The sequence below is a fragment of the Demequina sp. NBRC 110051 genome (genome assembly GCF_002090055.1).
GTDB lineage: Bacteria > Actinomycetota > Actinomycetes > Actinomycetales > Demequinaceae > Demequina.
Genome location: NZ_BBRH01000006.1, coordinates 331,350 through 356,306, shown reverse-complemented (window position 1 = coordinate 356,306; position 24,957 = coordinate 331,350). Strand labels below are relative to the sequence as shown.

26 protein-coding genes are annotated in these 24,957 nt (G+C 68.1%); 10 read left to right on the top strand and 16 right to left on the bottom strand.

The features are described 5' to 3' along the window. Window positions 1–421 precede the first annotated feature (421 nt). The 5 genes from B7K20_RS01595 to B7K20_RS01575 form a co-directional block, all read right to left on the bottom strand. Window positions 422–853, bottom strand: coding sequence for a hypothetical protein (locus B7K20_RS01595; protein ID WP_084099750.1), 432 nt, complete (start codon window positions 851–853; stop codon window positions 422–424). A gap of 304 nt (window positions 854–1,157) precedes the next feature. Continuing rightward, the gene (locus B7K20_RS01590; RefSeq protein WP_084099749.1) at window positions 1,158–1,496 is read right to left on the bottom strand and encodes a nucleoside triphosphate pyrophosphohydrolase; all 339 of its coding nucleotides are present in this window, start codon (window positions 1,494–1,496) and stop codon (window positions 1,158–1,160) included. 43 nt (window positions 1,497–1,539) lie between these two features. Then, window positions 1,540–1,878 carry a DUF86 domain-containing protein gene (locus B7K20_RS01585; RefSeq protein WP_084099748.1) on the bottom strand — a complete coding sequence of 113 codons (339 nt, stop codon included), beginning with the start codon at window positions 1,876–1,878 and terminating at the stop codon, window positions 1,540–1,542. Then, on the bottom strand, window positions 1,875–2,204 hold the full coding sequence (locus B7K20_RS01580) for a nucleotidyltransferase family protein (protein WP_084099747.1): 330 nt from the start codon (window positions 2,202–2,204) through the stop codon (window positions 1,875–1,877). The genes B7K20_RS01585 and B7K20_RS01580 overlap by 4 nt, the downstream gene beginning before the upstream one ends. Window positions 2,205–2,445: 241 nt before the next feature. Then, complete coding sequence (locus B7K20_RS01575) at window positions 2,446–3,381, bottom strand: aldo/keto reductase (protein ID WP_084099746.1); 936 nt, start codon at window positions 3,379–3,381, stop codon at window positions 2,446–2,448. An 84-nt stretch (window positions 3,382–3,465) separates the two neighbouring features. Here B7K20_RS01575 and B7K20_RS01570 point away from each other — a divergent pair, with 84 nt between their 5' ends. Both B7K20_RS01570 and B7K20_RS01565 read left to right on the top strand, forming a co-directional pair. Then, complete coding sequence (locus B7K20_RS01570) at window positions 3,466–4,062, top strand: TetR family transcriptional regulator (RefSeq protein ID WP_084099745.1); 597 nt, start codon at window positions 3,466–3,468, stop codon at window positions 4,060–4,062. 242 nt (window positions 4,063–4,304) lie between these two features. Next, window positions 4,305–4,694 carry a glyoxalase/bleomycin resistance/extradiol dioxygenase family protein gene (locus B7K20_RS01565; RefSeq protein WP_159449291.1) on the top strand — a complete coding sequence of 130 codons (390 nt, stop codon included), beginning with the start codon at window positions 4,305–4,307 and terminating at the stop codon, window positions 4,692–4,694. Between the two features lie 122 nt (window positions 4,695–4,816). Here the strand turns inward: B7K20_RS01565 and B7K20_RS01560 are convergent, their stop codons facing one another. Then, complete coding sequence (locus B7K20_RS01560; RefSeq protein ID WP_084099743.1) at window positions 4,817–5,683, bottom strand: GyrI-like domain-containing protein; 867 nt, start codon at window positions 5,681–5,683, stop codon at window positions 4,817–4,819. Window positions 5,684–5,843: 160 nt separating this feature from the next. Then, window positions 5,844–6,929, bottom strand: coding sequence for a redox-regulated ATPase YchF (ychF, locus tag B7K20_RS01555; protein WP_084099742.1), 1,086 nt, complete (start codon window positions 6,927–6,929; stop codon window positions 5,844–5,846). 77 nt (window positions 6,930–7,006) lie between these two features. On the opposite strand from ychF, the gene B7K20_RS01550 reads away from it, so the two are divergent. After that, complete coding sequence (locus B7K20_RS01550; protein WP_084099741.1) at window positions 7,007–7,210, top strand: hypothetical protein; 204 nt, start codon at window positions 7,007–7,009, stop codon at window positions 7,208–7,210. 150 nt (window positions 7,211–7,360) lie between these two features. Here the strand turns inward: B7K20_RS01550 and B7K20_RS01545 are convergent, their stop codons facing one another. The 4 genes from B7K20_RS01545 to B7K20_RS01530 form a co-directional block, all read right to left on the bottom strand. Further along, window positions 7,361–9,106, bottom strand: a complete 1,746-nt coding sequence (locus tag B7K20_RS01545) for an ABC transporter ATP-binding protein (protein ID WP_084099740.1) — start codon at window positions 9,104–9,106, stop codon at window positions 7,361–7,363. Next, complete coding sequence (locus tag B7K20_RS01540) at window positions 9,103–10,038, bottom strand: ABC transporter permease (RefSeq protein WP_084099739.1); 936 nt, start codon at window positions 10,036–10,038, stop codon at window positions 9,103–9,105. Before B7K20_RS01540 ends, B7K20_RS01545 begins: the two co-directional genes overlap by 4 nt. Continuing rightward, a complete protein-coding gene (locus tag B7K20_RS01535; protein WP_084099738.1) occupies window positions 10,031–10,957 on the bottom strand; it encodes an ABC transporter permease in 927 nt (308 codons plus the stop codon). The genes B7K20_RS01540 and B7K20_RS01535 overlap by 8 nt, the downstream gene beginning before the upstream one ends. A 310-nt stretch (window positions 10,958–11,267) precedes the next feature. After that, window positions 11,268–12,938: an ABC transporter substrate-binding protein gene (locus tag B7K20_RS01530; RefSeq protein WP_144018463.1), complete on the bottom strand. Its 1,671-nt coding sequence runs from the start codon at window positions 12,936–12,938 to the stop codon at window positions 11,268–11,270. A gap of 307 nt (window positions 12,939–13,245) precedes the next feature. Between B7K20_RS01530 and rmuC the strand changes: the two genes are divergently transcribed. After that, window positions 13,246–14,553 (top strand): DNA recombination protein RmuC, encoded by a 1,308-nt coding sequence (gene rmuC / locus B7K20_RS01525; protein ID WP_144018462.1) that lies wholly within the window; start codon window positions 13,246–13,248, stop codon window positions 14,551–14,553. A gap of 339 nt (window positions 14,554–14,892) precedes the next feature. Here the strand turns inward: rmuC and B7K20_RS01520 are convergent, their stop codons facing one another. Continuing rightward, window positions 14,893–15,861, bottom strand: a complete 969-nt coding sequence (locus B7K20_RS01520) for a 4-hydroxy-3-methylbut-2-enyl diphosphate reductase (protein WP_371327855.1) — start codon at window positions 15,859–15,861, stop codon at window positions 14,893–14,895. Between the two features lie 31 nt (window positions 15,862–15,892). Here B7K20_RS01520 and xseA point away from each other — a divergent pair, with 31 nt between their 5' ends. Next, complete coding sequence (gene xseA, locus B7K20_RS01515; protein WP_084099735.1) at window positions 15,893–17,155, top strand: exodeoxyribonuclease VII large subunit; 1,263 nt, start codon at window positions 15,893–15,895, stop codon at window positions 17,153–17,155. 37 nt (window positions 17,156–17,192) lie between these two features. Here xseA and B7K20_RS01510 read toward each other — a convergent pair whose 3' ends face one another. Beyond that, window positions 17,193–17,624, bottom strand: a complete 432-nt coding sequence (locus B7K20_RS01510) for a hypothetical protein (protein ID WP_159449290.1) — start codon at window positions 17,622–17,624, stop codon at window positions 17,193–17,195. Window positions 17,625–17,712: 88 nt separating this feature from the next. Between B7K20_RS01510 and B7K20_RS01505 the strand changes: the two genes are divergently transcribed. The 4 genes from B7K20_RS01505 to B7K20_RS01490 all read left to right on the top strand — a co-directional run bounded on the left by B7K20_RS01505 (window position 17,713) and on the right by B7K20_RS01490 (window position 21,932). Next, window positions 17,713–17,991, top strand: coding sequence for an exodeoxyribonuclease VII small subunit (locus B7K20_RS01505; RefSeq protein WP_084099733.1), 279 nt, complete (start codon window positions 17,713–17,715; stop codon window positions 17,989–17,991). Then, on the top strand, window positions 17,988–18,920 hold the full coding sequence (locus B7K20_RS01500) for a carbohydrate kinase (protein WP_084099732.1): 933 nt from the start codon (window positions 17,988–17,990) through the stop codon (window positions 18,918–18,920). The genes B7K20_RS01505 and B7K20_RS01500 overlap by 4 nt, the downstream gene beginning before the upstream one ends. Window positions 18,921–19,090: 170 nt before the next feature. Beyond that, complete coding sequence (locus B7K20_RS01495) at window positions 19,091–20,494, top strand: class II fumarate hydratase (protein ID WP_371327854.1); 1,404 nt, start codon at window positions 19,091–19,093, stop codon at window positions 20,492–20,494. 124 nt (window positions 20,495–20,618) lie between these two features. Beyond that, complete coding sequence (locus B7K20_RS01490) at window positions 20,619–21,932, top strand: NAD(P)/FAD-dependent oxidoreductase (protein WP_084099730.1); 1,314 nt, start codon at window positions 20,619–20,621, stop codon at window positions 21,930–21,932. A gap of 7 nt (window positions 21,933–21,939) precedes the next feature. On the opposite strand, the gene B7K20_RS01485 is transcribed toward B7K20_RS01490, so the two are convergent. From B7K20_RS01485 to B7K20_RS13120, 3 genes are all read right to left on the bottom strand, one after another. After that, the gene (locus tag B7K20_RS01485; protein ID WP_084099729.1) at window positions 21,940–22,425 is read right to left on the bottom strand and encodes a hypothetical protein; all 486 of its coding nucleotides are present in this window, start codon (window positions 22,423–22,425) and stop codon (window positions 21,940–21,942) included. 181 nt (window positions 22,426–22,606) lie between these two features. After that, entirely contained in the window at window positions 22,607–22,876 is a 270-nt protein-coding gene (locus B7K20_RS01480; protein ID WP_084099728.1) for a metal-sensitive transcriptional regulator, read from the bottom strand. 1 nt (window position 22,877) lies between these two features. Beyond that, the gene (locus tag B7K20_RS13120) at window positions 22,878–23,039 is read right to left on the bottom strand and encodes a hypothetical protein (RefSeq protein WP_200808273.1); all 162 of its coding nucleotides are present in this window, start codon (window positions 23,037–23,039) and stop codon (window positions 22,878–22,880) included. A gap of 108 nt (window positions 23,040–23,147) precedes the next feature. Here B7K20_RS13120 and B7K20_RS01475 point away from each other — a divergent pair, with 108 nt between their 5' ends. Then, the gene (locus B7K20_RS01475) at window positions 23,148–24,824 is read left to right on the top strand and encodes an FAD-dependent oxidoreductase (RefSeq protein WP_084099727.1); all 1,677 of its coding nucleotides are present in this window, start codon (window positions 23,148–23,150) and stop codon (window positions 24,822–24,824) included. Window positions 24,825–24,957 lie beyond the last annotated feature (133 nt).

Here is a 24,957-nt window from a genome sequence, read left to right as displayed (position 1 = left end):
CTTCCGGTCGGTAGGCGACTTAGACATCACCCACCGCATCCGGAGGTCCTCCTTTGCGTCAACTACCCAGCCGGAGTGTCACCAACCTCCCGGCCGAGTACAGCTAGACGTTAAACCGGATCGCCACCGCATTCCGCGGCCGAATCACCTTTCGACGGCCGCTGCGAGTCTGGTGTTGCGGTGTGCACGTCCCACGGACCGGACCCGCAAACCGTGAACCGCCAGAATCGCTGCCAGAGCTTTGCGGGAACCGTCGTACGCGGCGGTGAAGGCCATCGCGACGTCGTCCGTTCCTGCGAGCACGCGCGCGGTATCGAGGTGACGCTGCGCCGTGACGATCACCGATCGTGCATGATCCACGTTCACTGCTACTCGTTCTAGACGGCGCGAGGCGAGCATCAGCGAGATTTCGTCAGGCAACTTAGCCATACGCCTCGCCACTCAGCAGTTCGACCATGGGACGGCCCTTCACCGTTGCGAGGAAAGGCGTCGGCTCGGTAGCCTCCCACTCGTCGTGCGTCACACGAGAGACGTTGACGTCCACACCGATCCGCGCGGAGGCCGACGAGGCCGCCTCCGCGAGAGCCCTCCGCGACGCCGTGCCGATGACCAGAACATCGATGTCGCGCGCGAACTCCCCGCCCGCTCCCGCCCGTCGCGCAGCCCACGAGCCGTAGATGAACGCCGCCTCGACCCCGTCGATGGGAGACAGGAGTTCACGTATGACGGGCACGGGACCATAGGTCGCGTCGATCAGGTCTCGCATGAGCGAGAAGAGAGGGTGCTCGATGTTCGCACGCACCATCCGATTGCGCCCGACAGCACGGTCGCGCAGCACGGACGAGTCGGCCAATTTCTTTGTGCACCACGCCGGCCCCGGCACCAGTGAGGCGACCGAGGTCAGCCAGCGAGAACTCCTCGTCGGCGCGACTGAGCGTCTCCGCGAGCAGCGCACCGGAGACATCCGACCTCACGAAAGGCGTGAGAGTCGACGGCAGAGTCTTCACAAAAGGTGACGATATATTCTCGTTAAGAGAAGAGTCAGGGGTTGGCGCTACACGTTGAAACCGCATTCGACCGCCTGCCGTAGCCAAACACCGCCTAAAGCGTGACTCGCACCTCTGCGGCACGTGCCCGACGAGTTCAGCGTGGCAACGTCACTGCGAACGCGCAGACTCGTCGCCGGCCCTGTACTCAACCGACTCAAGACGCAAGTCGAATCCACCCCGGACCTCGCGTTTCACCTCAGCGGCCCGCTCGACATCCGTCATCGTGAATCCGCGCAGCCGCACCAACGCGCTCATCACCTCGTAGAGGTCGGCGACCTCCTCGAGCACGTGTTCGTCAGTGCTCGCAGTAGCGGCTTCCTGCGCCTCTTCCACGAGTTTGTCTCCGAGCGCGGTCGCGAACCCCGTGGGCGTTAACGCCCGGGTCACGATATGCCCCCCGCTCGCACGGATCGCCGCGGGCACTCCGTCGCGAATCAGTTTCCCCATGGCACCAATGATGCGGGAACACGAGGACTCAGGGGCCGTACTGTCACCGGTCTGAGCCGTGCTGGCGCAGGGCCTGCTCGAGCGGCGGTAGATAGTTCTCCACCACGTCCCGGATCACGTCGATGTCGACGCCGAAGTACTGGTGAACGAGGATGTTGCGGAAGCCGCGAATCTGCGGCCAGGGGATCTCGGGGTGCCCCTCGACGACCTCGGCACCCAGATGATTCACGGCCTCGCCAATGATCTGAAGATTGCGTTCGATCGCGTCTTCCGCCATATCGATGACGTCGGGGTCGCCACCATCAAGAACAGTCACATACCGCCTGCACCGCTCGATTGCCTCGAGGATGTCTCCGATCCGCTCCCCGACACTTCGGCTCACAGAGCGACCATATCCTCGATGGCCGACTGCGAGATCTGCCGCTTCAGCAACTGCGCCGGGAAGACGTCAATATCGTCCCGGCCGAACAGCTCCCTCACCTCTTCCATCAGGCCCGAAGCCCGCATGAGGATGTTCCCATCGGAGGGGTCCATCTCCACGAGGATGTCGATGTCGCTGTCCTCGTGAGCCGTGCCGCGCGCGACCGAACCGAACAGCCGCGGACGAGTCGCCGCGTACTTGACCAAAAGGGCCTCGAACTCCTCGCGGCGCGCTTCAACGAGTCCGCGAAGCGCACGGCTTGCGGGAGTCACGTCGGTGGCAGGCATAGCCCCAGGATAGAGTCCGTCTCGCCAACGGTCGAGGAAGCAGACAGATCGCTTCCCCCTGTGAGGCCAGGCACGGTGGACGCCGTTTGTATGCGGGAGACCTGCGACGAAAACTCGGCGTTAAACCTGAACTCCACCACGTTCCGCAGCCGAAAAACCTGTGACGACTCGCGGTTGGGGGACGCGGGCATCCCGAGCGCCCCAACGCTCGAGATGCCCGCCGGTCAGGCTGGAGCCACGATCAGCGTCCCGCCACCACTCCTCCGTTCGGTGCGATCTCAGCGATGCGTGCGAGGTCGGCATCGGTCAGGACGATGCTCGCGGAAGCGATGTTCTGGGCGACGCGTGCGGGGTTGCGCGAGCCGGGGATGGGGACGATGTAGTCCTTCTGGGCGAGTAGCCAGGCGATGGCGAGCTGCGCGAGAGTCGCGTCCTTCTCTTCGGCGAGCGCGGTGAGCGCCTCGACGATCGCGACGTTCGCGTCGTAGTTCTCAGGGGCCCACCACGGGATGTGCTGACGGAAGTCGTGCGGGCCGTACTCGCTACGGGGCTTGACCGCGCCGCTGAGGAACCCGCGCGCGAGCGGCGAGTAGGCGACGAAGCCGATGCCGAGCTCCTCGAGCACGGGGAAGAACACCTCAGACTCGCGGGCGAAGATCGAGTATTCGGTCTGCACCACGGAGATGGGGTGAACCTCGTGCGCGAGGCGCACGTTGTCCGGCGTGGTGTTGGACAGTCCGAGGTACTTGACCTTGCCTGCGTCGACGTATTCCTTCATCACGCCGACGACGTCCTCGACGGGGACGGCCGGGTCGTGCACGTGCTGATAGAGCACGTCGATGTGGTCGACGCCGAGGTTACGCAGGCTGTTGTCGACGACGTTGCGCACGTGGTCGAGCTGCGAGTTCGGGGCGAACGTCGGAGTGAAACCGAACTTCGTGGCGATGGTGACCTGATCGCGGATCGGCGCGAGCGCGGCGCCGAGCAGCTGCTCGCCGACGCCCCAGCCGTACATCTCGGCGGTGTCGAAGTGGTTGACGCCGAGGTCGTGCGCGGCGCGGATCGCGGCAATGGACTCGGTGTCGTCGGTCGGGCCGTAACCGACTGCTGTGCCCATCGCGCCGTAGCCGATGGCGGAGACGGCGAGGCCCTTGCGGCCGAGGATGCGCTGTTCCATAGGATTTCCCTTCTCACGTGACTTAACGACAGTGTACGTCTAATCTGTCAGTCTCTGCCACTTTTGGCGCGATATGATGGATCTATGAGCGACTTCACCCGACCCGGCGGCACGCGCGCCATCGCGCGCGACGCGGTCCGTGCACGCATCTCCGAGGTAGCGGTGGACCTGTTCGACGAGCACGGTTTCGACAACGTCACGGTCGAGCAGATCGCCGCCGCGGTCGGCGTCTCGCCGCGCAGCGTGCATCGGTATTTCCCGGCGAAGGAGGACACCGTCATCGGCGATCCCGCCGGCTGGGGCGAGCACGTGCGGGATCAGCTCGTGGCACGTCCGTCCGACGAGCCGATCTGGGATGCTCTCCTCGCCTCCTACGAGGCGCTGCTCGCCACCCCGGGCAGGAACGAGACTCAGGGCAAGAAGGCGATGCGGGTCCTCGGCACCACGCCGGCACTGCGCGCCAGGAACCTCGAGAAGCACCTGCTGTGGGCCCGTATGCTCACGCCCGTGGTCACCGAGCGACTCGACGGCGACGATCGAACTCTGCGGGCCGAGACCATCGTCCAGGCCTCCCTCGCGTGCTTCGACATCGCGCTCACCACGTGGGCAGAGGCCAATTCCTCGGACAGCGCGCTCGAACTCCTGCGCCGAAGCTTCGGCGCACTCCAGCCCACCGCGTAGGCATCGCGCGCAGAGCCCAGTTCGCATCAGGGTGGCGCGCGAGTCCAGCGCGCTCGGCGACCACCCGGATACCCGACTCGAGCACCCGTATCGGATCTGCGGCCAGAGGTGGAATTGGAACTACCCCCGAACCTGAACTCGACCACGTCTCTGCACATACCAACCTCGGCGCACCACCTAGCGACAGCGCGTCTGTCATGCGACTTGTTGCGACACGGGTCGGGCGACACCAGACTCGTCGAATGGACCTATTCCGGGCACCTCAGATCGTTCTGTTCACGCGCGACATCAACCGTGCTGTCACGTTCTACGTCGCGCTCGGCTTCGAGGAGGCGTTCCGCACGCCAACGACGGGAACACCCATCCATGTCGATCTCGTCCTCGACGGCTACCGGATCGGTCTCGCGACGGAGACCAGCACCCGCGAAGACCACGGCCTCAACCCGATCGCCGACGGCCAGCGCGCAGCGGTGATCCTCTGGACCGACGACGTACCGTCCGGCTTTGCCCGGCTCGTCTCGCTCGGCGCTCGTCCCGTCACACTGCCGTCGCGATGGCTCGACCGCCTGCTCATCGCCTGGGCCGAGGACCCCGACGGGCATCTGGTGCAGGTCGTACAGACCATTGACTGATGCCGGCCGCCCCTGAGGGATGCGAAGCGTCACACCTTGAAGCGGAACTCCACCGCGTTCCGTGGCCGAACAACGTGTGAGCGCCGTCCGGCCCGGACCCTACGGACCGGGCCGGCGGCTGCTCACGCGCGTTCTATGGGGAACCACAGTTCGCAGGTCGCCGCGCTGAAATCCTGCGCACGGTCGAGGACCGCGACGATCGATGGTCCGGGGCGGAGCCGCCACGGGTTGGAGGGGAACCACTCCGTCGCCGATGCGACGTAGGCGGACTGAAGCGCCGCCGGGTAGGGGCCGGAGGTGCGCAACACCACCCACGGCCCTGCATCGACCGCGATCTCGTCGAGGTCGGCCGGCAGTTCAAAGTCGGCATCGACCGCCACGCCGTGGAGGTAGGTCGTCTCGCTTCCCTCGGTGTAGTCGGGTTCCACGTCCGCGCTCACCTGCAGCAGGCCCCGAGGCTCCTCGCTGCTCAAGGCCTTGAGACGGGCATGCTCCTCGATGGGCAGCGAGGCGATGTGCTGCTGGATGTGCGGATTTACGCCCTCGTGGATCAGCGGCACACGCACGGTGTGACCGATGAGGCGGAACGGGGGCTTCTCGATGATTCGGGCGTCCATGGCGGAGCTCCCTTCGACGGTCAGGCGGAACCTGAGAATGGGTTGGGGTCGAAGGGGACCGCCGTCGCGGCGAATGTCTCCGTGGCTCGCTCCGTGCACGGAACGGAATGCCCGACCGAACGCCTCGACCGACGAGTATCCGTAGCGCACGGCGATCGTGAGGAGATCCTCGCCGTCGATCACGTCCGACGCCGCGACGGTCATGCGGCGGCGGCGCACGTACTCGGACACGGGCATGCCCGCCAAAGACGAGAACATCCGCCGGAGGTGATAACCCGTCGTGCCAAGGCCGCCTGCGACATCGTCGACGTCGACCTGGTCGCCCGAGCTGAGTTCGATCTCGTCGACCAGCCGATTGAGCACCTCGATCATGTTTACCTCCTTCGAGGTCCACCATCGCCGGTCAGGCGACTGTCGCGCCCGATCATCCATGTCCGATTCTGTCGGCTCGACGACGGGGGTCACGGCCCGCCAACAAACGCGAGACCCCGCCGCTCACTCGGAGCAGCGGGGTCTCGGCGGCAGCTGGACGCTACACGTTGAACCTGAACTCGACCACGTCGCCGTCGGCCATGACGTAGTCCTTGCCCTCCATGCGCACACGGCCGGCGGCCTTGGCATCGGCCATCGAGCCGTGCTCGACCAGGTCGTCGAACGACACGACCTCGGCCTTGATGAAGCCACGCTCGAAGTCCGTGTGAATGACGCCGGCGGCCTGAGGCGCGGTCGCACCCTTGGGGATCGTCCACGCGCGCGATTCCTTGGGGCCTGCGGTGAGGTAGGTCTGGAGGCCGAGGGTGTCGAAGCCCACGTGCGCGAGCTGGTCCAGGCCGGACTCGCTCTGGCCGGTGGACTCGAGCATCTCGCGCGCCTCGTCGCCATCCAGCTCGATCAGCTCGGACTCGAACTTGGCGTCGAGGAAAATCGCCTTCGCGGGAGCGACGAGCGCGGCGAGCGAGGCCTTGCGGTCCTCGTCCATCAGGCCGGCGTCGTCGGTGTTGAAGACGTAAATGAAGGGCTTCGTCGTCAGCAGGTTGAACTCGCGCAGGAGCGCCGTGTCGATGCCGGCGGCGGCTGCACCGGCGAACAGCGTCTGGCCGGCCTCGAGGACCTCCTTGGCCTGCTGCACGGCGGCGAGCTGCTCGGGCGAGCCCCTCTTGATCTTCACTTCCTTCTCGAGGCGCGGCAGCACCTTGTCGATGGTCTGCAGGTCCGCGAGTATCAACTCGGTCGAGATGGTCTCGAGGTCGCCGGCCTCGTCCGTCGAACCCTCGACGCGGGTGACGTCGGTGTCCTCGAAAGCGCGGGTGACCTGGCAGATCGCGTCGGCCTCACGGATGTTCGCGAGGAACGCGTTGCCCAGCCCCTCGCCCTCGGAAGCACCCTTGACGATGCCGGCGATATCCACGAAGGACACGGTCGCGGGCAGCTGCTTCTCGGAGCCGAAGATCTCCGCCAGCTTGCCCAGGCGCGCGTCGGGCAGCGGGACCACGCCGACGTTGGGCTCGATCGTCGCGAACGGGTAGTTCGCCGCGAGCACCTCCGCGCGGGTCAGAGCGTTGAACAGGGTGGACTTGCCCACGTTGGGCAGACCGACGATTCCAATAGTGAGAGCCACGGTCGTTCATTCTAGTGGGGATGGCCGATGCGCGGGTTCGGCGGGCGGCGCTCGCCCATCCCGCATACGGTAGGGCTATGGACGGACTCAACGCCGTGTTCAATCCCGGCGCCAACGAGGCCCTCGACGAGATGGCCAGCGAGAAGGTGCTGCCCGCGCCTGCACCGGTGCCAGGACACCCGCTCGTCACCGACGACGGCTGCGAGGTCGTGATCCCCGCCTTCGGAATCGCGGACGCGGCGATCCTCCCCGAGCCACCCCGAGTGGCGAGACGGGACTGAAGCCCGGCCACGGCATTGGCCGCACGCTTGCTAGGAGCCACCTAGTGCCCACTTCCGACGAGAAGTGGGCACTAGGTGGCTCGCAGGACGCAGCAAACGGCCCGGCACCCCTCACGGGGATACCGGGCCGTTCGCAATAGGCGTGCGGGACTAGACCGTCCACTCCAGCCCGGCGCCGGGGATGGCGTCGAGCAGGCGCTGCGTGTAGGGCTCGCGGGCGGACTCGAAGATCTGGTCCGTGGAACCGGACTCGACGATCTTGCCGCGCTCCATGACCGCGACGTTGTCCGCGATCACGCGCACCACCGCGAGGTCGTGCGTGATGAACAGGTAGGTGAGGCCAAGCTCGGCCTGCAGGTCCGCGAGGAGCTGCAGGATCTGCGCCTGGACCAGCACGTCGAGCGCGGAGACCGCCTCATCGAGCACCACTACGTCCGGCTTGAGCGCCAAGGCGCGGGCGATCGCCACGCGCTGACGCTGACCGCCGGACAGCTCGTTCGGGTAGCGGTTGAACAGCTCGGCCGGGAGCGAGACCTGCTCGAGCAGCTCAAGCACGCGCTCACGGCGAGCTTCCTTGTCGCCCGTCTTGTGCACGCGCATGGGCTCCGCAATGCTCGAGGCGATCGAGCGCTGCGGGTCCAGCGACGAGTACGGGTCCTGGAACACCGGCTGCATGCGCGAACGCAGGTTGAAGAGGTCCTTGCGGGACACCCCAGTCATCGCGGTGCCGCCCACGGTGATCTCACCGGCGGTCGGCTCCTCAAGGCCCAGGATCATCTTCGCCGCCGTCGACTTACCCGAGCCCGACTCGCCCACGAGCGCCAGCGTGGTGCCCTTGGGGATATCGAAGCTGATCTTGTCCACCGCGGTGAACGGCTCCGATCGGAACCCTCCCTTGCGGATGGTGAAGACCTTGGTGAGGTCGCGCACCGAAACGACGGGAGCGGCATCGGCGTCGACCGCCTCCGCGCGCTGCTCCGCCATCTGCGCCACGTCGAACGTCTTCGCATCCTGGCTCTCGCCGGCAATGGAGGACTCGAGACGACGCGACGCGAGCGACGGGGCCGCCGCGATCAGGCGCTGCGTGTACGGGTGCTGCGGGTTGGTCAGCAGGTCCTTACTGGGACCGGCCTCGACGATGCGGCCCTGGTTCATCACGATGACCTTGCTGGCGCGCTCGGCGGCCAGGCCCAGGTCGTGCGTGATGAGCAGTACCGCGGTGCCCTTGTCACGGGTGAGCGACTCGATGTGGTCGAGGATGACCTTCTGCACCGTCACATCGAGCGCCGAGGTGGGCTCGTCCGCAATCAGCAGCTTGGGGTCGGCGCCCAGGCCAATACCGATGAGCACGCGCTGACGCATACCGCCCGAGAACTGGTGCGGAAACTGCTTCATGCGGCGCTCGGCGTCACCCAGGCCGGCCTGTTGAAGGACCTCGACCGCGCGAGCCTCGATCTCCTTCTTGCCGTTGGCGACGCCGTTGGCACGGATCGCCTCACGGACCTGGAAGCCCACCGACCACACGGGGTTGAGGTTCGACATCGGGTCCTGCGGGACGTAGCCGATGATGCCGCCGCGAATGGACGCCATCTGCTTCTCGTTGTGGTCCACGATGTTGGTGCCCTCGACGAGCACCTCGCCGCCGGTGATGTCGCCGTTGCCAGGCAGCAGCTTCATCAGCGCGGTCGCGGTGGTGGACTTGCCGGAGCCGGACTCACCCACGATCGCCACGGTCTCGCCGGGGTAGATGTCGAACGAGACGCCGCGCACGGCCTTGACGATGCCGTTCTGCGTCTGGAACCCGACCTCGAGGTCGCGCACCTGGACGAGCGGCTGGTGGGGGTCCGCCACCGGCACGGTGCCGTGGGAGTCGGTCACAGGGATGGTTTCCGTCATCGTCGGGCCCTCGCCTTCGGGTCAAGCGCGTCGCGGATCAGTTCGCCGAGGAACGTGAACGCGAGCACGGTCAGGGTCAGCGCGAGCGACGGCCAGAACAGCACCGCGGGGTCGGTACGCAGCGTCTGCTGCGCCTGCGCGATGTCTTTACCCCACGAGATGTAGCCGCTGAGGCCAATACCGAGGACGGACAGGGTCGCCTCCGCGGTGATGGCCGCGCCAAGCGACAGCGTGAGGGCCACGATCACGGGACCCATCGAGTTGGGAAGCACGTGCTTGAGCAGCGTGGAGCCGCGCGAGCGACCCACGGCCTCGGAGGCCATGACGTACTCGAGGTTCTTGTTCCTCAGTACCTCGGCACGCACAATGCGCGCCAGTGAGGCCCACGCGAATCCACCGATGGCGAACGAGATCACCAAGGGGTTGCGGTAGTCGTTCAGGACGCTCATCACGACCACGGCCGCGAGGAAGTAAGGAATCGAGAAGAAGATGTCGCCAATGCGCGACAGGAGCGAGTCCACCCAGCCCCCGTAGTAGCCGGCGATGGCACCCATGGGAACGCCGATGACGCCCGTGATGAGGACGGTCAGCAGACCCACCGTGAGGGAGGTCTTGGCGCCATACACAATGTGCGACCACACGTCGTAGCCCTGGCGGTTGAAGCCCAACGGGTGGCCGGGCTCCGCGGGACCATTGCTGTCGGACAGCTGCGCGAAGTTGGGGTCGGCGTCCGTGAACCACGAGGGGAACAGCGCCATCACCAGGAAGATCACGGACAGCGTGAGCGCCACGTAGAACAGCGGACGCTTGCGCAGGTCGCGCCAGGCGTCGAGCCACATGTTGGACTTGCGCGCGGACAGCTTGACCTGGTCGACCGCACCCGGCTGGGTCTCGTCGACAGGGGCGACGTAGTGAGCGTTGCGGTCAGACATAGCGGATCCTCGGGTCGAGAACGGCGTACAGCAGGTCCACCAGGATGTTCACGATGATGTACATCACGGTGAGGATGGTGACGAACGAGACGACCGTGGGAATCTCGCCCCTGATGATCGCGTCGTAGAGCACCTTGCCGATACCGGGGATGTTGAAGATTCCCTCGGTCACGGTGGTACCGGCGATCAACGCGCCAAAGCTCGCGGCCGTGTTGGTGATGACCGGGATCAGCGAGTTGCGGGCCACGTGCACGGGCGTGACGCGCTTGGACGTGAGTCCCTTCGCGTACGCGGTGCGCACGTAGTCGCCCTCGCGGGCCTCGATGACGGATCCACGCATCAGACGCATACCGACCACGTAGATGGTGAGCGCGATGGTGACGCCGGGCAGCAACAATGCGCCCCAGGTCGCGTTGGCACCCACCGTCACCGGTGCCCACCCCAGCTTGATACCGATGAAGTACTGGGCGATGAAGAGCGCCACGAACGGGGGAATCGAGTTCAGCACGAGCGCCAGCAGCAGCGACGCGTGGTCGGCGAACTTGCCCTTACGCAGGCCCGACAGCAGGCCGAAGCCCACGGCGAGGATGAACTCCGCGACCACCGCGATCGTGACCAGCTTGAGGGTCACAGGGAAGGCGCGGGCGAACACCTCGTTGACGGACTGACCCGAGAAGGTCGCGCCCAGGTTTCCGGTGAGGAAGTCCTTGATGTAAATGAAGTACTGGACGATGAAGGGCTGATCGAGGTTGTACTGCTCGCGCAGCGCCTCCACCACAGCCGGGTTCGGCGTGCGATCGCCGAACATCGCCAGGATGGGGTCTCCAGGCATGGAGAACACCATGAAGTAGATGATGAATGTTGTTCCGAAGAACACAGGGATGGCCTGGAGGAGGCGTTTGACCACGTAGAGCGTCATGCGCGCACTCCTCGGGCTCGCGTCGGTGAATGCATAGGGTGCCGATTCTAGTGTGAACGGACGCGCGGGTAGCGCGTGCTGTCAGCGAGAGTACTCGTAGGCGGCTCGCTCACGCGATTCTCGCGTGATGCTTGGGCCGCTGGCGAGCCGGCCGGCGCCGGGGTGCGGCGGCCTAGAAGCCCAGGTACGGGCGGGGATAGCCGATGCCGTGGTGACCACGGCATCGGCCGTCTGCGTGTCCGTGTGGACACACAGAAGGGCCCGCCCCGCCCGAGAGCGAAGCGGGCCCACCTGTCAGATCGTGTGGGGCTTACTCAGCCTTGGTGATCTCGTAGAACAGCGGGACCGAGTGCCAGTCGAAGACGACGTTCTCGACCGACTCCGAGTAACCACCGGTCACGTTGGAGTACCACAGCGGGATCGCGGGGAGGTCCTGGAACAGAATCTCCTGCGCGGCCTGGAAGTCCTCGATGCCCTCCTCGGGCGTCGCGGCGGTACGGCCAGCGTCGATCAGCGCGTCGAACTCGGGGTTCGAGTAGTCACCGTCGTTGGAACCCGCGTCCGTGTAGTACAGCGGGCCGAGGAAGTTCTCGAGCGACGGGTAGTCCGCCTGCCAGCCGGTACGGAACGAGGCCTCGATGGTGCGGTTCGTGACCTCCTCGCGGAGCTCAGCGAAGGTCGCGTAGGGCAGGCCCACCGCGTCGATGCCAAGGGTGTTCTTGATCGAGTTGGCAACCGCGTCGACCCAGGCCTGGTGGCCACCGTCGCCGTTGTAGGCGAGCTCGAAGGAACCCTCGAAGGGCTCGATGGCCTCGGCCTCGGCCCAGAGCTCAGCAGCAGCCTCGGGGTCGTACTCGAGGACCTCGGAGCCGGGGACGGAGTCCGACCAGCCGTCGATGACGGGCGAGGTGAAGTCCGAGGCGGGGGTACGGGTGCCCTGGAAGATCACGTCGGTGATCTCGTCACGGTTGATCGCCATGGAGATCGCCTGCTTGCGCAGGAGGCCGGCCTCGCCCTGGAAACGCTCGTCCGAGGCGGGGAAGGTGAACGACTGGAAGATGGCGGCGGGCTGGTTCACAGCGCGGTCACCCAGGTCGTCGTTGAAGGTCGCGAACGCGGAGTCCGGGATACCGTCGATCACGTCGACGTTGCCACCGAGGAGGTCGGCGTACGCCGCGTCCTGGGTCGCGTAGAACGTGATCTGGAGGCCGCCGTTCTGGGCGACGCGCTCACCGGCGTAGTCGGGGTTCACGCCGAGCAGGATCTGCACGTCGTGCTGCCAGTCGGCGGGGTCGGCGAGCGTGTAGATGCCGTTACCGACAGGAGCCTCACCGAAAGCCTCGGGGTCCTCGAAGAACGAGTCGGGCAGCGGGTAGTAGGCGGAGTAGCCCAGCGCGAGGGGGAACTCGGCGTTGGGGGCCGACAGCGTGACCGTGAAGGTCAGGTCGTCGACGACCTCAAGGCCCTCCATGGCCGGCTTCGAGGCGCCCTCGTCGGTGTTGTAACCGTCGAAGCCCTCGATGGGCTCAAGGAAGTAGGAGTTCAGCGCGGTCGCGGCGTTGGCCGGGTCGGCGCCCCAGTTCCAGGCGTCCACGAAGTTGTGGGCGAGGACGGGCGTGCCGTCGGTGAAGGTCCAGCCTTCCTTCAGCTTGATGGTGAAGGTCTGGGAGTCCTCGGTCTCGATCGACTCGGCGACCTCGTTGTGCGCAGCGCCGTCACCGTCGTAGTAGACGAGACCCGCGAACAGAGCGTCGATGATCTTGCCGCCACCGGTCTCGTTGGTCGCGACCGGGATCAGCGGGTTCTGGGGCTCAGAGCCGTTGGTGGTGATGATCGCCGACGAGGTGGCCTCGGACGTGGTGCCCTCGGTGGCACCAGTCGTGGTCTCCTCCGCCGGGTCGTCCGACGAGCATCCGGCGAGGACGAGGGACGCGCTGAGCGCGGCCGCAACGCCACCGAAGATGGCCTTGTTGTTCTTCACTATTCCTCCTTGCGCCCCCCACGGCATGTGCGGGACTGGGATGGGACGCTCCGGGTCTCGGAGCGACTCACAGGTTTCCCGCGGACGTGCCCGCAGGGTGCAGACAGGATATGCAGCGCTTTTTTGCCAATGTGTTTCGCGCCAGGGCCTCACACGGGTTTTGTTCCCGAATCGTGACGTTTTGATGCCAGTTTGTGACCGATCTCACACTTGAGAGGATCTGAGACGCGGGACGGCCGTGCACGTGCGGCGGCTCCGTGACCCTGTGGTCACCGAGGATGTCGGTGGAGCGTGCGAGGGTGTGGCCATGATCGAGACGGTGATGGTGGTGTTGGCGCTCGTCGCGGGCCTGGCAGGCGGCTTTGTCTGGGCGACGGCGCGCGGCGCGCGGACGGCCCACGAGGGTGCTCAGGCGGTCGCGAGGTCTGCTGCGCTGGAGGAAAGGCTGAGGGCCGATGCCGAGGCATGGGCTCGGCGCGAGGCCGAACTGATGCGCTCGCACGCCGCACGCCTGGAAGAGGTGCGGGGCGACCAGGAGACCCTGCGCGCGCAGTTCGCCGAGCTCTCCGCGCGTCAATTAAGGGCAAGCCAGGAGTCGCTGTTGCAGGTCGCCCAGGAACGCCTGAGCCGCGAGCGCGTGGTGGCCGATGCCGAACTCGCCAAGCGGGAGCAGGCCGTGAAGCAGATGGTCGAGCCGGTCGCCAAGGCGCTGGCCGAGGTGCAGCGGCAGACCGCGGAGGCCGACCGCACGCGCGCGGCGGGCCAGGCCCAGCTCACGGAGCAGGTGCGCCAAATGCTCGCGGCCTCCGCCCAGCTCGACAAGCGCACGGGAGACTTCATCAATACCCTCCGGCGATCGGATGTGCGCGGCAACTGGGGCGAGGTACAGCTGCGGCGTGTGGTAGAGCTCGCGGGCATGCTCCCCTATGTCGACTTCACCGAGCAGGACTCGGTGCGCGACTCCGACGGCAACCTTCTGAGGCCAGACATGACGGTGCACCTCGCGGGCGGGCGCACCATCGTGGTCGATTCCAAGGTGGCACTGTCGGCACTGCTCGAGGCGTTCGAGACCGACGACGAGTCTGTGCGCGCGGCCCGTCTCGCCGCCCACGCCCGGCATGTGAAGAAGCACGTCGACGACCTCGCCGCCAAGCGCTACTGGGACCAGTTCGATTCGGCCCCGGAGTTCGTCGTCATGTTCGTGCCGTCCGAGGCGTTCTATCAGGCCGCGCTCGAGCAGGACGCCGACCTCCAGGAGTACGCCTACGGCAAGCGCGTGTTCATCGCCTCCCCCACCACCTTGGTCGCGATGCTGCGCACCGTCGCCCACGCGTGGCGCGAGGACGCTCTGGCGAAGAACGCCCAGACGGTGCTCGCCGCGGGCCGCGACCTGCATGACCGCCTGTCAACCATGGGCGAGCACCTCGCGAAGGTCGGTCGCTCGCTCGAGGGCGCGACCAAGGCCTACAACGCGACCGTCGCCTCGCTCGAGTCGCGTGTGCTCGTCAGCGCCCGCCGCTTTGGCCAGATGCAGCACCTGGAGTCCGAGTTGGGCGCCGTGCCCCAGGTCGAGACGGAGCCGCGAGCGCTCGCGGCGCCCGAGCTGACCGACTAGCGCCCGCCCCGTCACGTCCCCCGCCCCGCGCCGCGCGCTACGGGACAGCCACCGTCGCTCTCGGCACATCTGTGCGCCCCATGGGACCGTCACCGTCGGCCCTCGGCGGATCACGCGCCGCAATGGACAACCCATGCGCTCTGGTGCACGTGCGTGCGCCCTGGTGGACGGTGAGTGTGGTGGGTCTGCCGCACCTGGCGCCCGCCTCAAGTAGCGCGGGCAACCTCAATAGATGTCCAACAGGTAGCAGCGAGGTGCATCAGGGCGCACTCACCGTCCACTGCGGCGCGCGGGCGGCGGGTGCGGGCGCCGGCGCGTGGGGCGGGAGCCGCGGCGGCGTTAGGACGCCGCGCGGGCCTTCATGTCGGCGCGGATCTCACGCGGCAGCGAGAACATCAGGTCCTCGGTTGCCGTCGTGACCTCCTCGACGGTGGCATAGCCAAGCCCGGCCAGGCGGTCCAACAGGTCGCGCACCAGGATCTCCGGCACCGAAGCACCCGAGGTCACACCCACCGTCGTCACGCCCTCAAGCCACGCCTCGTCCATCTCGGACGCGCGGTCGATCCGGTAGGAGGCATCGGCGCCGGACTGCAGCGCCACCTCGACAAGACGCACCGAATTCGACGAGTTCGCCGAGCCCACCACGATGACCAGCTCGCATTCGGGAGCCAGCTTCTTCACCGCGACCTGGCGGTTTTGTGTCGCATAGCAAATGTCATCGCTGGGCGGGTCCTGGAGGTTCGGGAAGCGATCGCGCAGGCGGCGCACCGTCTCCATCGTCTCGTCGACGGACAGGGTGGTCTGGGAGAGCCACACGACGTTGTCCGGGTCGGCGACCTCGATGGTGTCCGCCTCCTCGGGCGAGTTCACCACGATGGTGTGCTCGGGAGCCTCGCCTGCCGTGCCCTCGACCTCCTCGTGACCCTCGTGACCAATAAGAAGGATGGTCTGCTGCGACTTCGCGAAGCGCACGGCCTCCTTGTGCACCTTGGTGACGAGCGGGCAGGTGGCGTCGATCGTGAGCAGGTTGCGGGCGGCCGCGCCCTCACGCACCGCGGGCGACACGCCGTGGGCGGAGAACACCACGCGGGCACCCTCGGGCACCTCGTCGGTCTCGTTGACGAAGATCGCGCCACGCTCGGACAGCGTCTCGACCACGTACTTGTTGTGAACGATTTCCTTGCGCACGTAGATGGGTGCGCCGTGCAGCTCGAGCGCCTTCTCGACGGCGATCACCGCACGGTCGACGCCGGCGCAATAGCCGCGCGGAGCGGCAAGGAGCACACGAGTGGGCTTGGTGTCAGGCATATCGTCCATCCTACGTGGCAGTCTGAGGGGCGTGACCGACGCCCCCTTCTCCAACGACCGAGGATCCGTGACGCTTCCAGCGACCGCCGCGGAGACGAGCCCCGAGCGGCCCTGGCCCGTGCGTCACCTTTCCCCCAAGATTCGTGACTTCATCGCGCGCCTACCCGAGGTGTGGGTCGAGGGGCAGGTGCTCAACGTCAAGCGGTGGAAGCACATGGTCTTCCTGACGCTGCGCGACACCGACGAGCAGATGTCCCTCAAGGTCACCGTCCCTGCCAGCGAACTCGACGCGCTGGGCGGCTCCCTCGCGGACGGCGCCCGTGTGGTTATCCACGCCAAGCCCACGTGGTGGATGAAGAACGGCGACCTCCAGATGATGGGCGACGCCATGCGCGCCGTGGGGCTCGGCGACCTGCTCGCCCGGCTCGAGGCATTGAAGGAGGCGCTCGCCGCGGAGGGTCTGTTCGACGCCGACCGCAAGCGCGAACTCCCCCTGGTCCCGACACTCGTGGGCCTGGTCTGCGCCAACCAGGGCGACGCCGAACACGACGTGGTCGAAAATGCGCAGCGCCGCTGGCCCTCCGTCCGCTTCGAGATCCGCCGCGTGACCGTCCAGGGCGCCCGCTGCCTCCCCGAGACCACGGCCGCGATCCGGGAGCTCGACGCCCACCCCGACGTCGACGTCATCGTCGTGGCGCGCGGCGGCGGATCGTTCGAGGACCTCCTCCCGTTCAGCGACGAGCAGCTGGTCCGCGTCGCGGGCGCCACCACCACGCCTCTCGTGAGCGCCATCGGCCACGAAAAGGACTCCCCGCTGCTCGACCTCGTCGCCGACTACCGCGCCTCCACCCCCACGGACGCGGGCAAGCGCATCGTCCCAGACGCGGCTATCGAGCGCGACACCATCGCCGCCCTCATCTCCGATGCCCGCCACGCGATGGCCGCGCGCATCGACCGCGAACACACCGGCCTCGCCCAGTTCCGCTCGCGCCCCGTCCTCACCTACCCCGACCGCATGCTCGACCCGTTCCGCGACCACCTCGCCCGGGCGCACGAGGCCTCGGGTCGCGCACTCGTGGGCATCCTGACGGCGGCCGATGCACAGGCGCGCGAGTTGTCGGCTCGCCTCACCGCGTTGTCGCCTCAGGGCACACTCGACCGCGGCTACGCGGTCGCGCGGACCGCCTCCGGCGAGGTGATCCGCGATGCAAGCACGCTCGCCCCCGGCGACGCGCTCCACCTGCGTTTCGCGGCCGGCACGGCCGATGCCGAGGTGACCGCCACCCACGGGTGACGCGCCGTACGGGGCCGGCCACGGCATCGGCCGCCCGTTAGCGAGCGATCCCTACGCGGCCCAGGAACCCGGCGGCGCCGCCCTTCGAGGCGAGCCTCTCGCGTGCGGCGGCCGAGTAGTCCTTGTGGAACTGCCGGCCCAGCTTCGCGATGAGCGAGTCCGGCACGGCCGGGTTCGAGATGAGCGCGAGCACCACCTCGATGACCTTGTCGGCGGCGAGATCCTCGTGGATCTGCGGGAGCATGTCGGGGCGCGGGTTGCGGGCGAGCCCAGCGCGCACGGTCGCGGACTCGTCGCGGCACAGCTTGAGCAGGGTGGTGAGCGGGGTGCCGGGGCGCTCGGCAACGGCGGCGCGCACCATCGCCTCCTCCGAGCGGGCCAGGGACGCAAGCTCGTGGTCGCTCATCTGGGCGTCGAGGTCGTTGAGGCTCGCGAGCGCGGTCTGGCGCGAGTAGTTGGCACTGAACATGGCAATCACTCCGTTGTGATGTCGTGTGTGGACGGGCACCCCATGAGAGGGCCCACACCAGCGACTATGACGCGGTAGTTTGGCGGGCATGGCAGGAACCAACGACGACGTGGCGGCGCTCGGATACGAGGATGCACGCGACGAACTGATCGCGATCGTGGCCAAGCTCGAGGCCGGTGCGGCGACCCTCGAGGAGTCCTTGGGGCTGTGGGAGCGCGGCGAGGCGCTCGCCGCGCGCTGTCAGGAGCTGCTCGACGGCGCGCGCGACCGCATCACGTCGGCGCGCGGAGCTGAGGGGGGTGCCGGCGAGGACCCCGCCGATGCCGGCGTCGTGGGCGTCATCCCTTCCGACGAGGACGACGAGTGAGCGGGCACGCGCTGGTCATCGGCGAGGCGCTGATCGATGCGGTCCGCCGCGCCGATGGCTCGTCCTCGGAGCACGTGGGTGGTTCCCCTGCCAACGTCGCGTTCGGCCTGGCACGCCTGGGACGTCCCGCCGAGCTGCTGACCTGGATCGGCGCCGACGCGCGCGGTGATGCGGTGCGCGCCCACCTCGAGGGCGCGGGTGTGTGGCTCGCGGACGGCGCCGACGCCGCGCCGTCCACCTCGGTCGCGACCGCGACGCTCGACGCGACGGGAGCGGCCTCGTACGAGTTCGACCTCACCTGGGACATTGGCGCGGACGCCGCGCTGAGGCCCTCCCCCGTGGTCGTACACACCGGCTCGATCGCGGCGGTGCTGGATCCCGGGGCCGATCACGTCGCGCGCATCGTTACGGCCGCCCGCGACACCGCGACCGTTACCTACGACCCGAACGCGCGGCCGTCCCTGATGGGTTCGCCCGCGGCGGCGCTGCTACGCGTCCAGGCCCTGGTGGCCGTCGCCGACGTCGTCAAGGTCTCGGACGAGGACCTCGAGTGGCTCGCGGAGGCCACGGACGGCGATCTCGACGACCTCGCGCGGGCGTGGGCCACCTCCGGGCCCGCCTTCGTGGTCGTCACGCGCGGCGGGGACGGTGCGACAGCGCTGCTCCCCGACGGCCGCGAGGTCCACGTCGACGCCCCTGCGGTGAGTGTGGTCGACACTGTGGGTGCGGGCGACTCCTTCATGAGCGGCCTGATCGACGGCCTGTGGGGCGCGAACCTGCTGGGCGCCGAGCGGCGGGACGTCCTGCACGCGATCGATGACGCGACGCTCAGCGGGGTGTTGACCCGTTGCGCGCGCATCGGCGCCATCACGGTGTCGCGTGCAGGGGCCAACCCGCCCACCTCGGCGGAGCTCGACCAGCTCCCCTGACACCCCACCTCCGCGCACGTACGCCACTCATGCTGGAGCGCCAGCCGTGCGTCCCACGCGTACGTCAGTGCAGCATCGGCCCCACAGACGTGAAGTTTGGCGAAACTTCACCGCCGCGGTGGGAGCGATCATGCACGATCGCTCCCACCGCGGCTGACACAATGTGCGCCATGAGCAACGACGCACAGACCGAGTACCGCATCGAGCACGACACCATGGGCGAGGTCCGCGTGCCCGCGGACGCGCTCTACCGCGCGCAGACCCAGCGCGCCGTCGAGAACTTCCCCATCTCCGGCATCCGCCTGGAGCGCCGCCACATCGAGGCGCTTGCGCGCGTGAAGAAGGCCGCCGCCCGCGCCAACGCCGAGCTCGGCGTGCTGGACCGGGACGTCGCCGACGCGATCGTCGCCGCCGCGGACGAGGTCGCCTCCGGTGCCCACGACGCGCACTTCCCCGTCGACGTCTTCCAGACCGGCTCCGGCACCAGCTCCAACATGAACACCAACGAGGTCATCGCGACGCTCGCGACCCGCACGCTCGGCAGCGACGTCCACCCCAACGACCACGTCAATTGCTCGCAGTCCTCGAATGACGTGTTCCCCACCTCGGTCCACGTCGCCGCGACGAGCCAGCTCGTCAACGACCTGCTGCCGCAGCTCGAGCGCCTCGCCCAGTCCCTCGAGGCAAAGGCCAGCGAGTTCGCCGAGGTCTATAAGTCCGGCCGCACGCACCTGATGGACGCCACCCCCGTCACCCTGGGCCAGGAGTTCGGCGGCTATGCCGCGGCCATCCGCTACGGCATCGAGCGCCTGAACGCCGCCCTCCCCCGCGTCGCCGAGGTCCCGCTGGGCGGCACCGCCGTCGGCACCGGCATCAACACCCCCGACGGCTTCCCGCAGCGCGTCATCGCCCTGCTCGCCGAGGACACGGGCCTGCCCATCACCGAGGCACGCGACCACTTCGAGGCACAGTCGGCGCGCGACGGCCTGGTCGAGGTCTCCGGCGCGCTCAAGACCATCGCCGTGTCGCTCACGAAGATCTGCAACGACCTGCGCTGGATGGGCTCGGGCCCCAACACTGGCCTGGGCGAGATCGCGCTGCCCGACCTCCAGCCCGGCTCCTCGATCATGCCCGGCAAGGTCAACCCCGTCATCCCGGAGGCCACCCTCATGGTGTGCGCGCGCGTCATCGGTAACGACGCGACCGTGGCCGTCGCGGGCGCCTCGGGCTCCTTCGAGCTCAACGTCCAGATCCCCGTCATGGCGCTGGGCGTGCTCGAGTCGATGCGTCTGCTGGGCAACGCCTCCCAGGTGCTCGCCGAGCGCACCATCGACGGCATCACCGCGAACGTCGAGCGTGCCCGCTTCCTCGCCGAGGCCTCGCCCTCGATCGTGACGCCGCTGAACCGCGTCATCGGTTACGAGAACGCCGCAAAGATCGCCAAGCACGCGGTCAAGGCCGGCCTCACGGTGCGCGAGGCCACGATCGACCTCGGCTTCGTGGAGCGCGGCGAGATCACCGAGGAGCAGCTTGACGAGCTCCTCGACGTCACCACCATGGTGGGCAAGCGCTAACGACTTTCTCCGGCCGATGCGGTGGTGGGGCTCCGTACGGGGCCCCGCCACGGCATCGGCCGTCTGTCTCTCCGCCTGGAACAGGCGTGGCGGTAGCGTGGTTGCACCCTGAGGAGGTGCATCCATGACAGCAACCCGAGTCCTCATCCTTGGCGGCGGCTACGTCGGTCTTTACACCGCTCTGACCCTCAAGAAGAAGGCCGGCAACCACGTCGACATCACGATCGTCGACCGCCGCCCTTACATGACCTACCAGCCGTTCCTGCCGGAGGCGGCCGCCGGGTCCATCGAGCCACGCCACGTGGTGGTGCCGCTCAGGCGCGAGCTCCCGGGCGTCCGCGTGGTCCAGGGCAAGGTCACCGAGATCGCGCATGCCGAGAAGCGCGTGCGCGTCGACACGGACTTTGGCGCGACCCAGGACCTTGAGTACGACGAGGTGGTGATCGCGCTCGGCGCCATCCCGCGCACCTTGCCCATCCCGGGTCTCAACGAGATCGGCGTGGGCTTCAAGTGGGTCGAGGATGCCATCAGCCTGCGCAACACCATCCTTGGCCGTATCGCGAGGGCGGCGTCCACTGACGACCCGCACCTGCGCCGACGCCTACTCACCTTCGTGTTCGTGGGTGGAGGCTTCGCGGGCATCGAGGCGTTCGCGGAGACCGAGGACATGGCGCGTGCGGCGCTGCGCAACTACCCCGAGCTGCGCCCCGCCGACCTGCGCTTTGTCATGGTCGAGGCCGCCACGCGCATCCTGCCCGAGATGGGCGAGGAGATGGGCGGCTACACCCTTGAGGTGCTGCGCGGCCGCGGCATGGAGATCTACCTGGCCACCCGGCTCGAATCCTGCGAGGACGGCCGCATCAAGCTCTCCGACGGCCAGGAATTCGACGCCGACACCGTCGTGTGGACCGCGGGCGTGAAGCCCAACCCGGTCATCGCTGAATCCGACCTCCCCACCGGCCCGCGCGGTCACGCGAATGCGCTGCCCACGCTCCAGATCGCGACCGAGGACGGCGAGGTGGTCGAGGGCGCCTGGGCCGCGGGCGACTGCGCGCAGGTTCCCGACCTTGCCAAGGGCGAGGGCGCGTGGTGCGCGCCGTCTGCCCAGCACGCGGTGCGCCAGGCCAGGCTGCTGGGCGCCAACATCGCGGCGCACCTGGGCGGACGGCCCGTCAAGGAGTACAAGCACGAGCACCTGGGCACCGTGGCGTCGCTTGGCCTCAACAAGGGCGTCGCTCAGATCATGGGCGTGAAGCTGCGCGGTTGGCCCGCGTGGTTCATGCACCGGACCTATCACATGGCCCAGATCCCGTCCTTCAACCGCAAGGCACGGGTGGTCATGGACTGGACCACGGCACTGTTCTTCCGCCGCGACCTGGTCTCGATGGGCCGGCTACACGATCCGCGCCGCGCCTTCAAGGAGGCCGCCGAGAGCTAAGGGAGTCTCAGGCGGCCGTGGCGGCCCAGAGGAGGTGCTCGGTCGCGCACGCCGCATAGGCCTCGGTCGCGAGGTCGTCGAGCGCCGCGGCGTCGAGGGTCGCCGATTCCAGGCGCACCACGGAGACCGCGAGCACCGAGTCGAACCGCACCTGCACCACCGCTCCGCGTGAGCGGGGCTTGATAGCCCTGAGCGCCGCGACCGTTTGCTGGGCCGCTAGATCGCTGACGAACCAGCGCGACTGTCCTTGCGACAGCACCACGCCGCGGGCGTCGGCACCCTCAAAGCGAATGGCGTCCACACAGGGCTCGTGGACCCCGTCGGCGGGCCAGTTCGCCACCACGTGGCGGAAGGCGTGGGGGCACATGGACGCCTCGGGGACGTCGCCGACGACCACCGTGGAGCCGCCGTCCGTGTCGAGTGCCACCGACAGCTGCGGGACGGCCGCGGCGAGCGCGGACACCTGAACGAGGGTCGACACCGGAACAGTCATGCGCTTCTCCTTCTCGCGGGTGGACCCCGCGAGCGGGGCGCTGCGGCAACGGTAACCGCCGCCAAAGATTTACGCAACACCCAAGTGTCGCAAATATGGGAACGGCGCGTCGTGGCCCCGGACGTACAAAACCGGGGCGGGCTCCCTGAGGAGCCCGCCCCGGCATGAACCATGTGCCCTGCTAGGCGAGCGACATGAAGACCTTTTCGAGGCGCTCGAGCGCCTCCTCGCGGCCTTCCTCGTTCGACGAGGTCAGGCAGTCCTTGACGCCGGTCGAAATCATCATGAATCCGGCGCGGTCGAGCGCCTTGGAGACGGCGGCAAGCTGCGTGACCGTGGGCTCGCACGCCTGCCCCTCCTCGACCATGCGGATCACCGCGTCGAGCTGACCGCGAGCGCGCTTCAGGCGATTGAGCGCCGCGCGCTGGACCACGACGTCGTCGGTGCTCATGTCAGTTGCCGCGCAGCCACGGGAAGAACGAGCGACCGGCCGGCTTCTCGTGACCGCCGCACCACTGCGAGGCGGGAACGGTGCGCTTCACCGAGTCGACGTGCTGACCACAGCCGGTCCAGGTGGTCTTGCCGCACTGGCGGCAGGTGGTGGGGGAACACATAAGGCGATCTCCTTGAGATGGTTGCGTAGCCGGCATCCTTCACCGGCGGGGTTGCGACCACTATACCCCCGGGGGTATTCTGGGTGCAATCCCACGGAAGGAATCTCCATGGCTCACAAGGTCATTATCGTTGGCGCGGTCGCGGCCGGAATGTCCGCCGCCACCCGCCTGCGCCGCCTCGACGAGGACGCATCGATCACCGTCCTCGAGGCCGGCGACCACCCCTCGTTCGCGAACTGCGGCCTGCCCTACTACGTGGGCGGCGTCATCGCCGAGCGCGACGCCCTGCTGCTGCAGAGCCCCGCCTCGCTCGCCGCCCGCTTCGCGATCGACGTGCGGGTGCGCTCGCGCGTCACCTCCATCGACCGGTCCGCGAAGACCATCACCGTGACCGGCCCGGACGGCGCCGAATACTCCGAGTCCTACGATGCCCTGATCCTGAGCCCCGGCGCCAGGCCCATCGTCCCGCCTATTCCCGGGGCCGAGCGCGCGCTCACGCTGCGTGACATCGCCGACGTGGACGCCCTCGCGGCCGCCACCGGCGAGTCCCGTTCGGCCGTCGTCATCGGCGCGGGCTTTGTGGGCCTCGAGGTCGCCGAGAACCTGCGCCACCGCGGCCTGGACGTCACGATCGTCGAGCTCGCCCCGCAGGTCCTCGCCCCCTTGGACGCCGAGATGGCGATCCGCGTGGAGCAGCGCCTCACCGCGAACGGCGTGCGCGTGCTCACCGGCGCGTCGGTCAGCGAGATCGGGACGGCCGATGCCGTGGTCACCTTGGCCGACGGCTCCACCGAGACGGTGGCGGCCGACCTCGTGGTGGCCGCGATCGGCGTGCAGCCCGAGGGCTCGCTCGCGGCCGATGCCGGGCTCGAGCTGGGCCCGCGCGGCTCCATCCTGGTCGACGACGAGATGCGCACCTCCGATCCCGCGATCTTCGCCGTGGGCGACGCGGCCACCAAGGCCGACGCCTTCGGCGACGGCCCCACGCTCATCCCGCTGGCCAACCTCGCCAACCGTCACGGCCGCCGCGTGGCCGACGTCATCGCGGGCCGCGCCTCGCGTGCGGGCGCCAGCATCGGGACCGCGGTGGTGGGCGTGTTCGGCCTCACCGCCGCCGCCACCGGCCGCTCCGAGCGCCGCCTCCAGGCCGAGGGCCGCGACTACCGCGCGATCCACACCCACCCCATGGACCACGCGGGCTACTACCCCGGCGCCTCGCAGATGACGCTGAAGCTCCTGGTGGACCCCGCGACCGACCTCATCCTGGGCGCCCAGGGCGTGGGCGAGGCCGGCGTCGACAAGCGCATCGACGTGATCGCCACGGCCATCACCGGCGGTCTCACCGCGAGCGCGCTGGCAGACCTGGAGTTGGCGTACGCGCCCGCGTACGGCTCCGCGAAGGACCCCATCAACATGCTCGGCTACGTCGCGGAGAACCTCGCGACCGGCGAGACCTCGTCGATCCAGTGGCACGAGCTCACCGAGGACGAGGCCCCCGTGGTGCTCGACGTCCGCACCGACGCCGAGCACGCCCGCGGCACCGTCACCGTCGACTGGCAGGAGCCGCTGGTGATCCCCGTGGACGAGCTGCGCGCCCGCCACGGCGAGCTGCCGCAGGGCAAGCGCATCGTGGTCCACTGCCAGGTGGGCCAGCGTGGCCACACGGCCGCGCGGCTGCTGCGCCAGTTGGGCTACGACGCCGTCAACCTCGACGGCGGGTTCCTCACGTGGCGCGACGGCCAGGCGGCACGGGCCGCCCAGGTGGCCACGGCATCGGCCGTCTGACACCAGGGCTCCCAGCCGCCCGCGTACCGCTCAACACACACCTGGTGATGATGTGACTGAGGGGGCTGATGTGCATTCACATCAGCCCCCTCAGTCACGTGCGTCACTGCCGTGTGTTGAACGGTACACACAG

Coding starts and splice junctions, on each gene's coding strand:
- B7K20_RS01495 (WP_371327854.1), top strand. CDS start 19,091: ATGAGCAACGACGCACAGACCGAGTACCGCATCGAGCACGACACCATG.
- rmuC (WP_144018462.1), top strand. CDS start 13,246: ATGATCGAGACGGTGATGGTGGTGTTGGCGCTCGTCGCGGGCCTGGCA.
- B7K20_RS01575 (WP_084099746.1), bottom strand. CDS start 3,381: ATGGAACAGCGCATCCTCGGCCGCAAGGGCCTCGCCGTCTCCGCCATC.
- B7K20_RS01535 (WP_084099738.1), bottom strand. CDS start 10,957: ATGACGCTCTACGTGGTCAAACGCCTCCTCCAGGCCATCCCTGTGTTC.
- B7K20_RS01520 (WP_371327855.1), bottom strand. CDS start 15,861: ATGCCTGACACCAAGCCCACTCGTGTGCTCCTTGCCGCTCCGCGCGGC.
- B7K20_RS01590 (WP_084099749.1), bottom strand. CDS start 1,496: ATGGGGAAACTGATTCGCGACGGAGTGCCCGCGGCGATCCGTGCGAGC.
- B7K20_RS01480 (WP_084099728.1), bottom strand. CDS start 22,876: ATGAGCACCGACGACGTCGTGGTCCAGCGCGCGGCGCTCAATCGCCTG.
- B7K20_RS01540 (WP_084099739.1), bottom strand. CDS start 10,038: ATGTCTGACCGCAACGCTCACTACGTCGCCCCTGTCGACGAGACCCAG.
- B7K20_RS01490 (WP_084099730.1), top strand. CDS start 20,619: ATGACAGCAACCCGAGTCCTCATCCTTGGCGGCGGCTACGTCGGTCTT.
- B7K20_RS01510 (WP_159449290.1), bottom strand. CDS start 17,624: ATGTTCAGTGCCAACTACTCGCGCCAGACCGCGCTCGCGAGCCTCAAC.
- B7K20_RS01565 (WP_159449291.1), top strand. CDS start 4,305: ATGGACCTATTCCGGGCACCTCAGATCGTTCTGTTCACGCGCGACATC.
- B7K20_RS13120 (WP_200808273.1), bottom strand. CDS start 23,039: ATGTGTTCCCCCACCACCTGCCGCCAGTGCGGCAAGACCACCTGGACC.
- B7K20_RS01475 (WP_084099727.1), top strand. CDS start 23,148: ATGGCTCACAAGGTCATTATCGTTGGCGCGGTCGCGGCCGGAATGTCC.
- B7K20_RS01580 (WP_084099747.1), bottom strand. CDS start 2,204: ATGCCTGCCACCGACGTGACTCCCGCAAGCCGTGCGCTTCGCGGACTC.
- B7K20_RS01545 (WP_084099740.1), bottom strand. CDS start 9,106: ATGACGGAAACCATCCCTGTGACCGACTCCCACGGCACCGTGCCGGTG.
- B7K20_RS01505 (WP_084099733.1), top strand. CDS start 17,713: ATGGCAGGAACCAACGACGACGTGGCGGCGCTCGGATACGAGGATGCA.
- B7K20_RS01570 (WP_084099745.1), top strand. CDS start 3,466: ATGAGCGACTTCACCCGACCCGGCGGCACGCGCGCCATCGCGCGCGAC.
- B7K20_RS01560 (WP_084099743.1), bottom strand. CDS start 5,683: ATGATCGAGGTGCTCAATCGGCTGGTCGACGAGATCGAACTCAGCTCG.
- B7K20_RS01550 (WP_084099741.1), top strand. CDS start 7,007: ATGGACGGACTCAACGCCGTGTTCAATCCCGGCGCCAACGAGGCCCTC.
- B7K20_RS01485 (WP_084099729.1), bottom strand. CDS start 22,425: ATGACTGTTCCGGTGTCGACCCTCGTTCAGGTGTCCGCGCTCGCCGCG.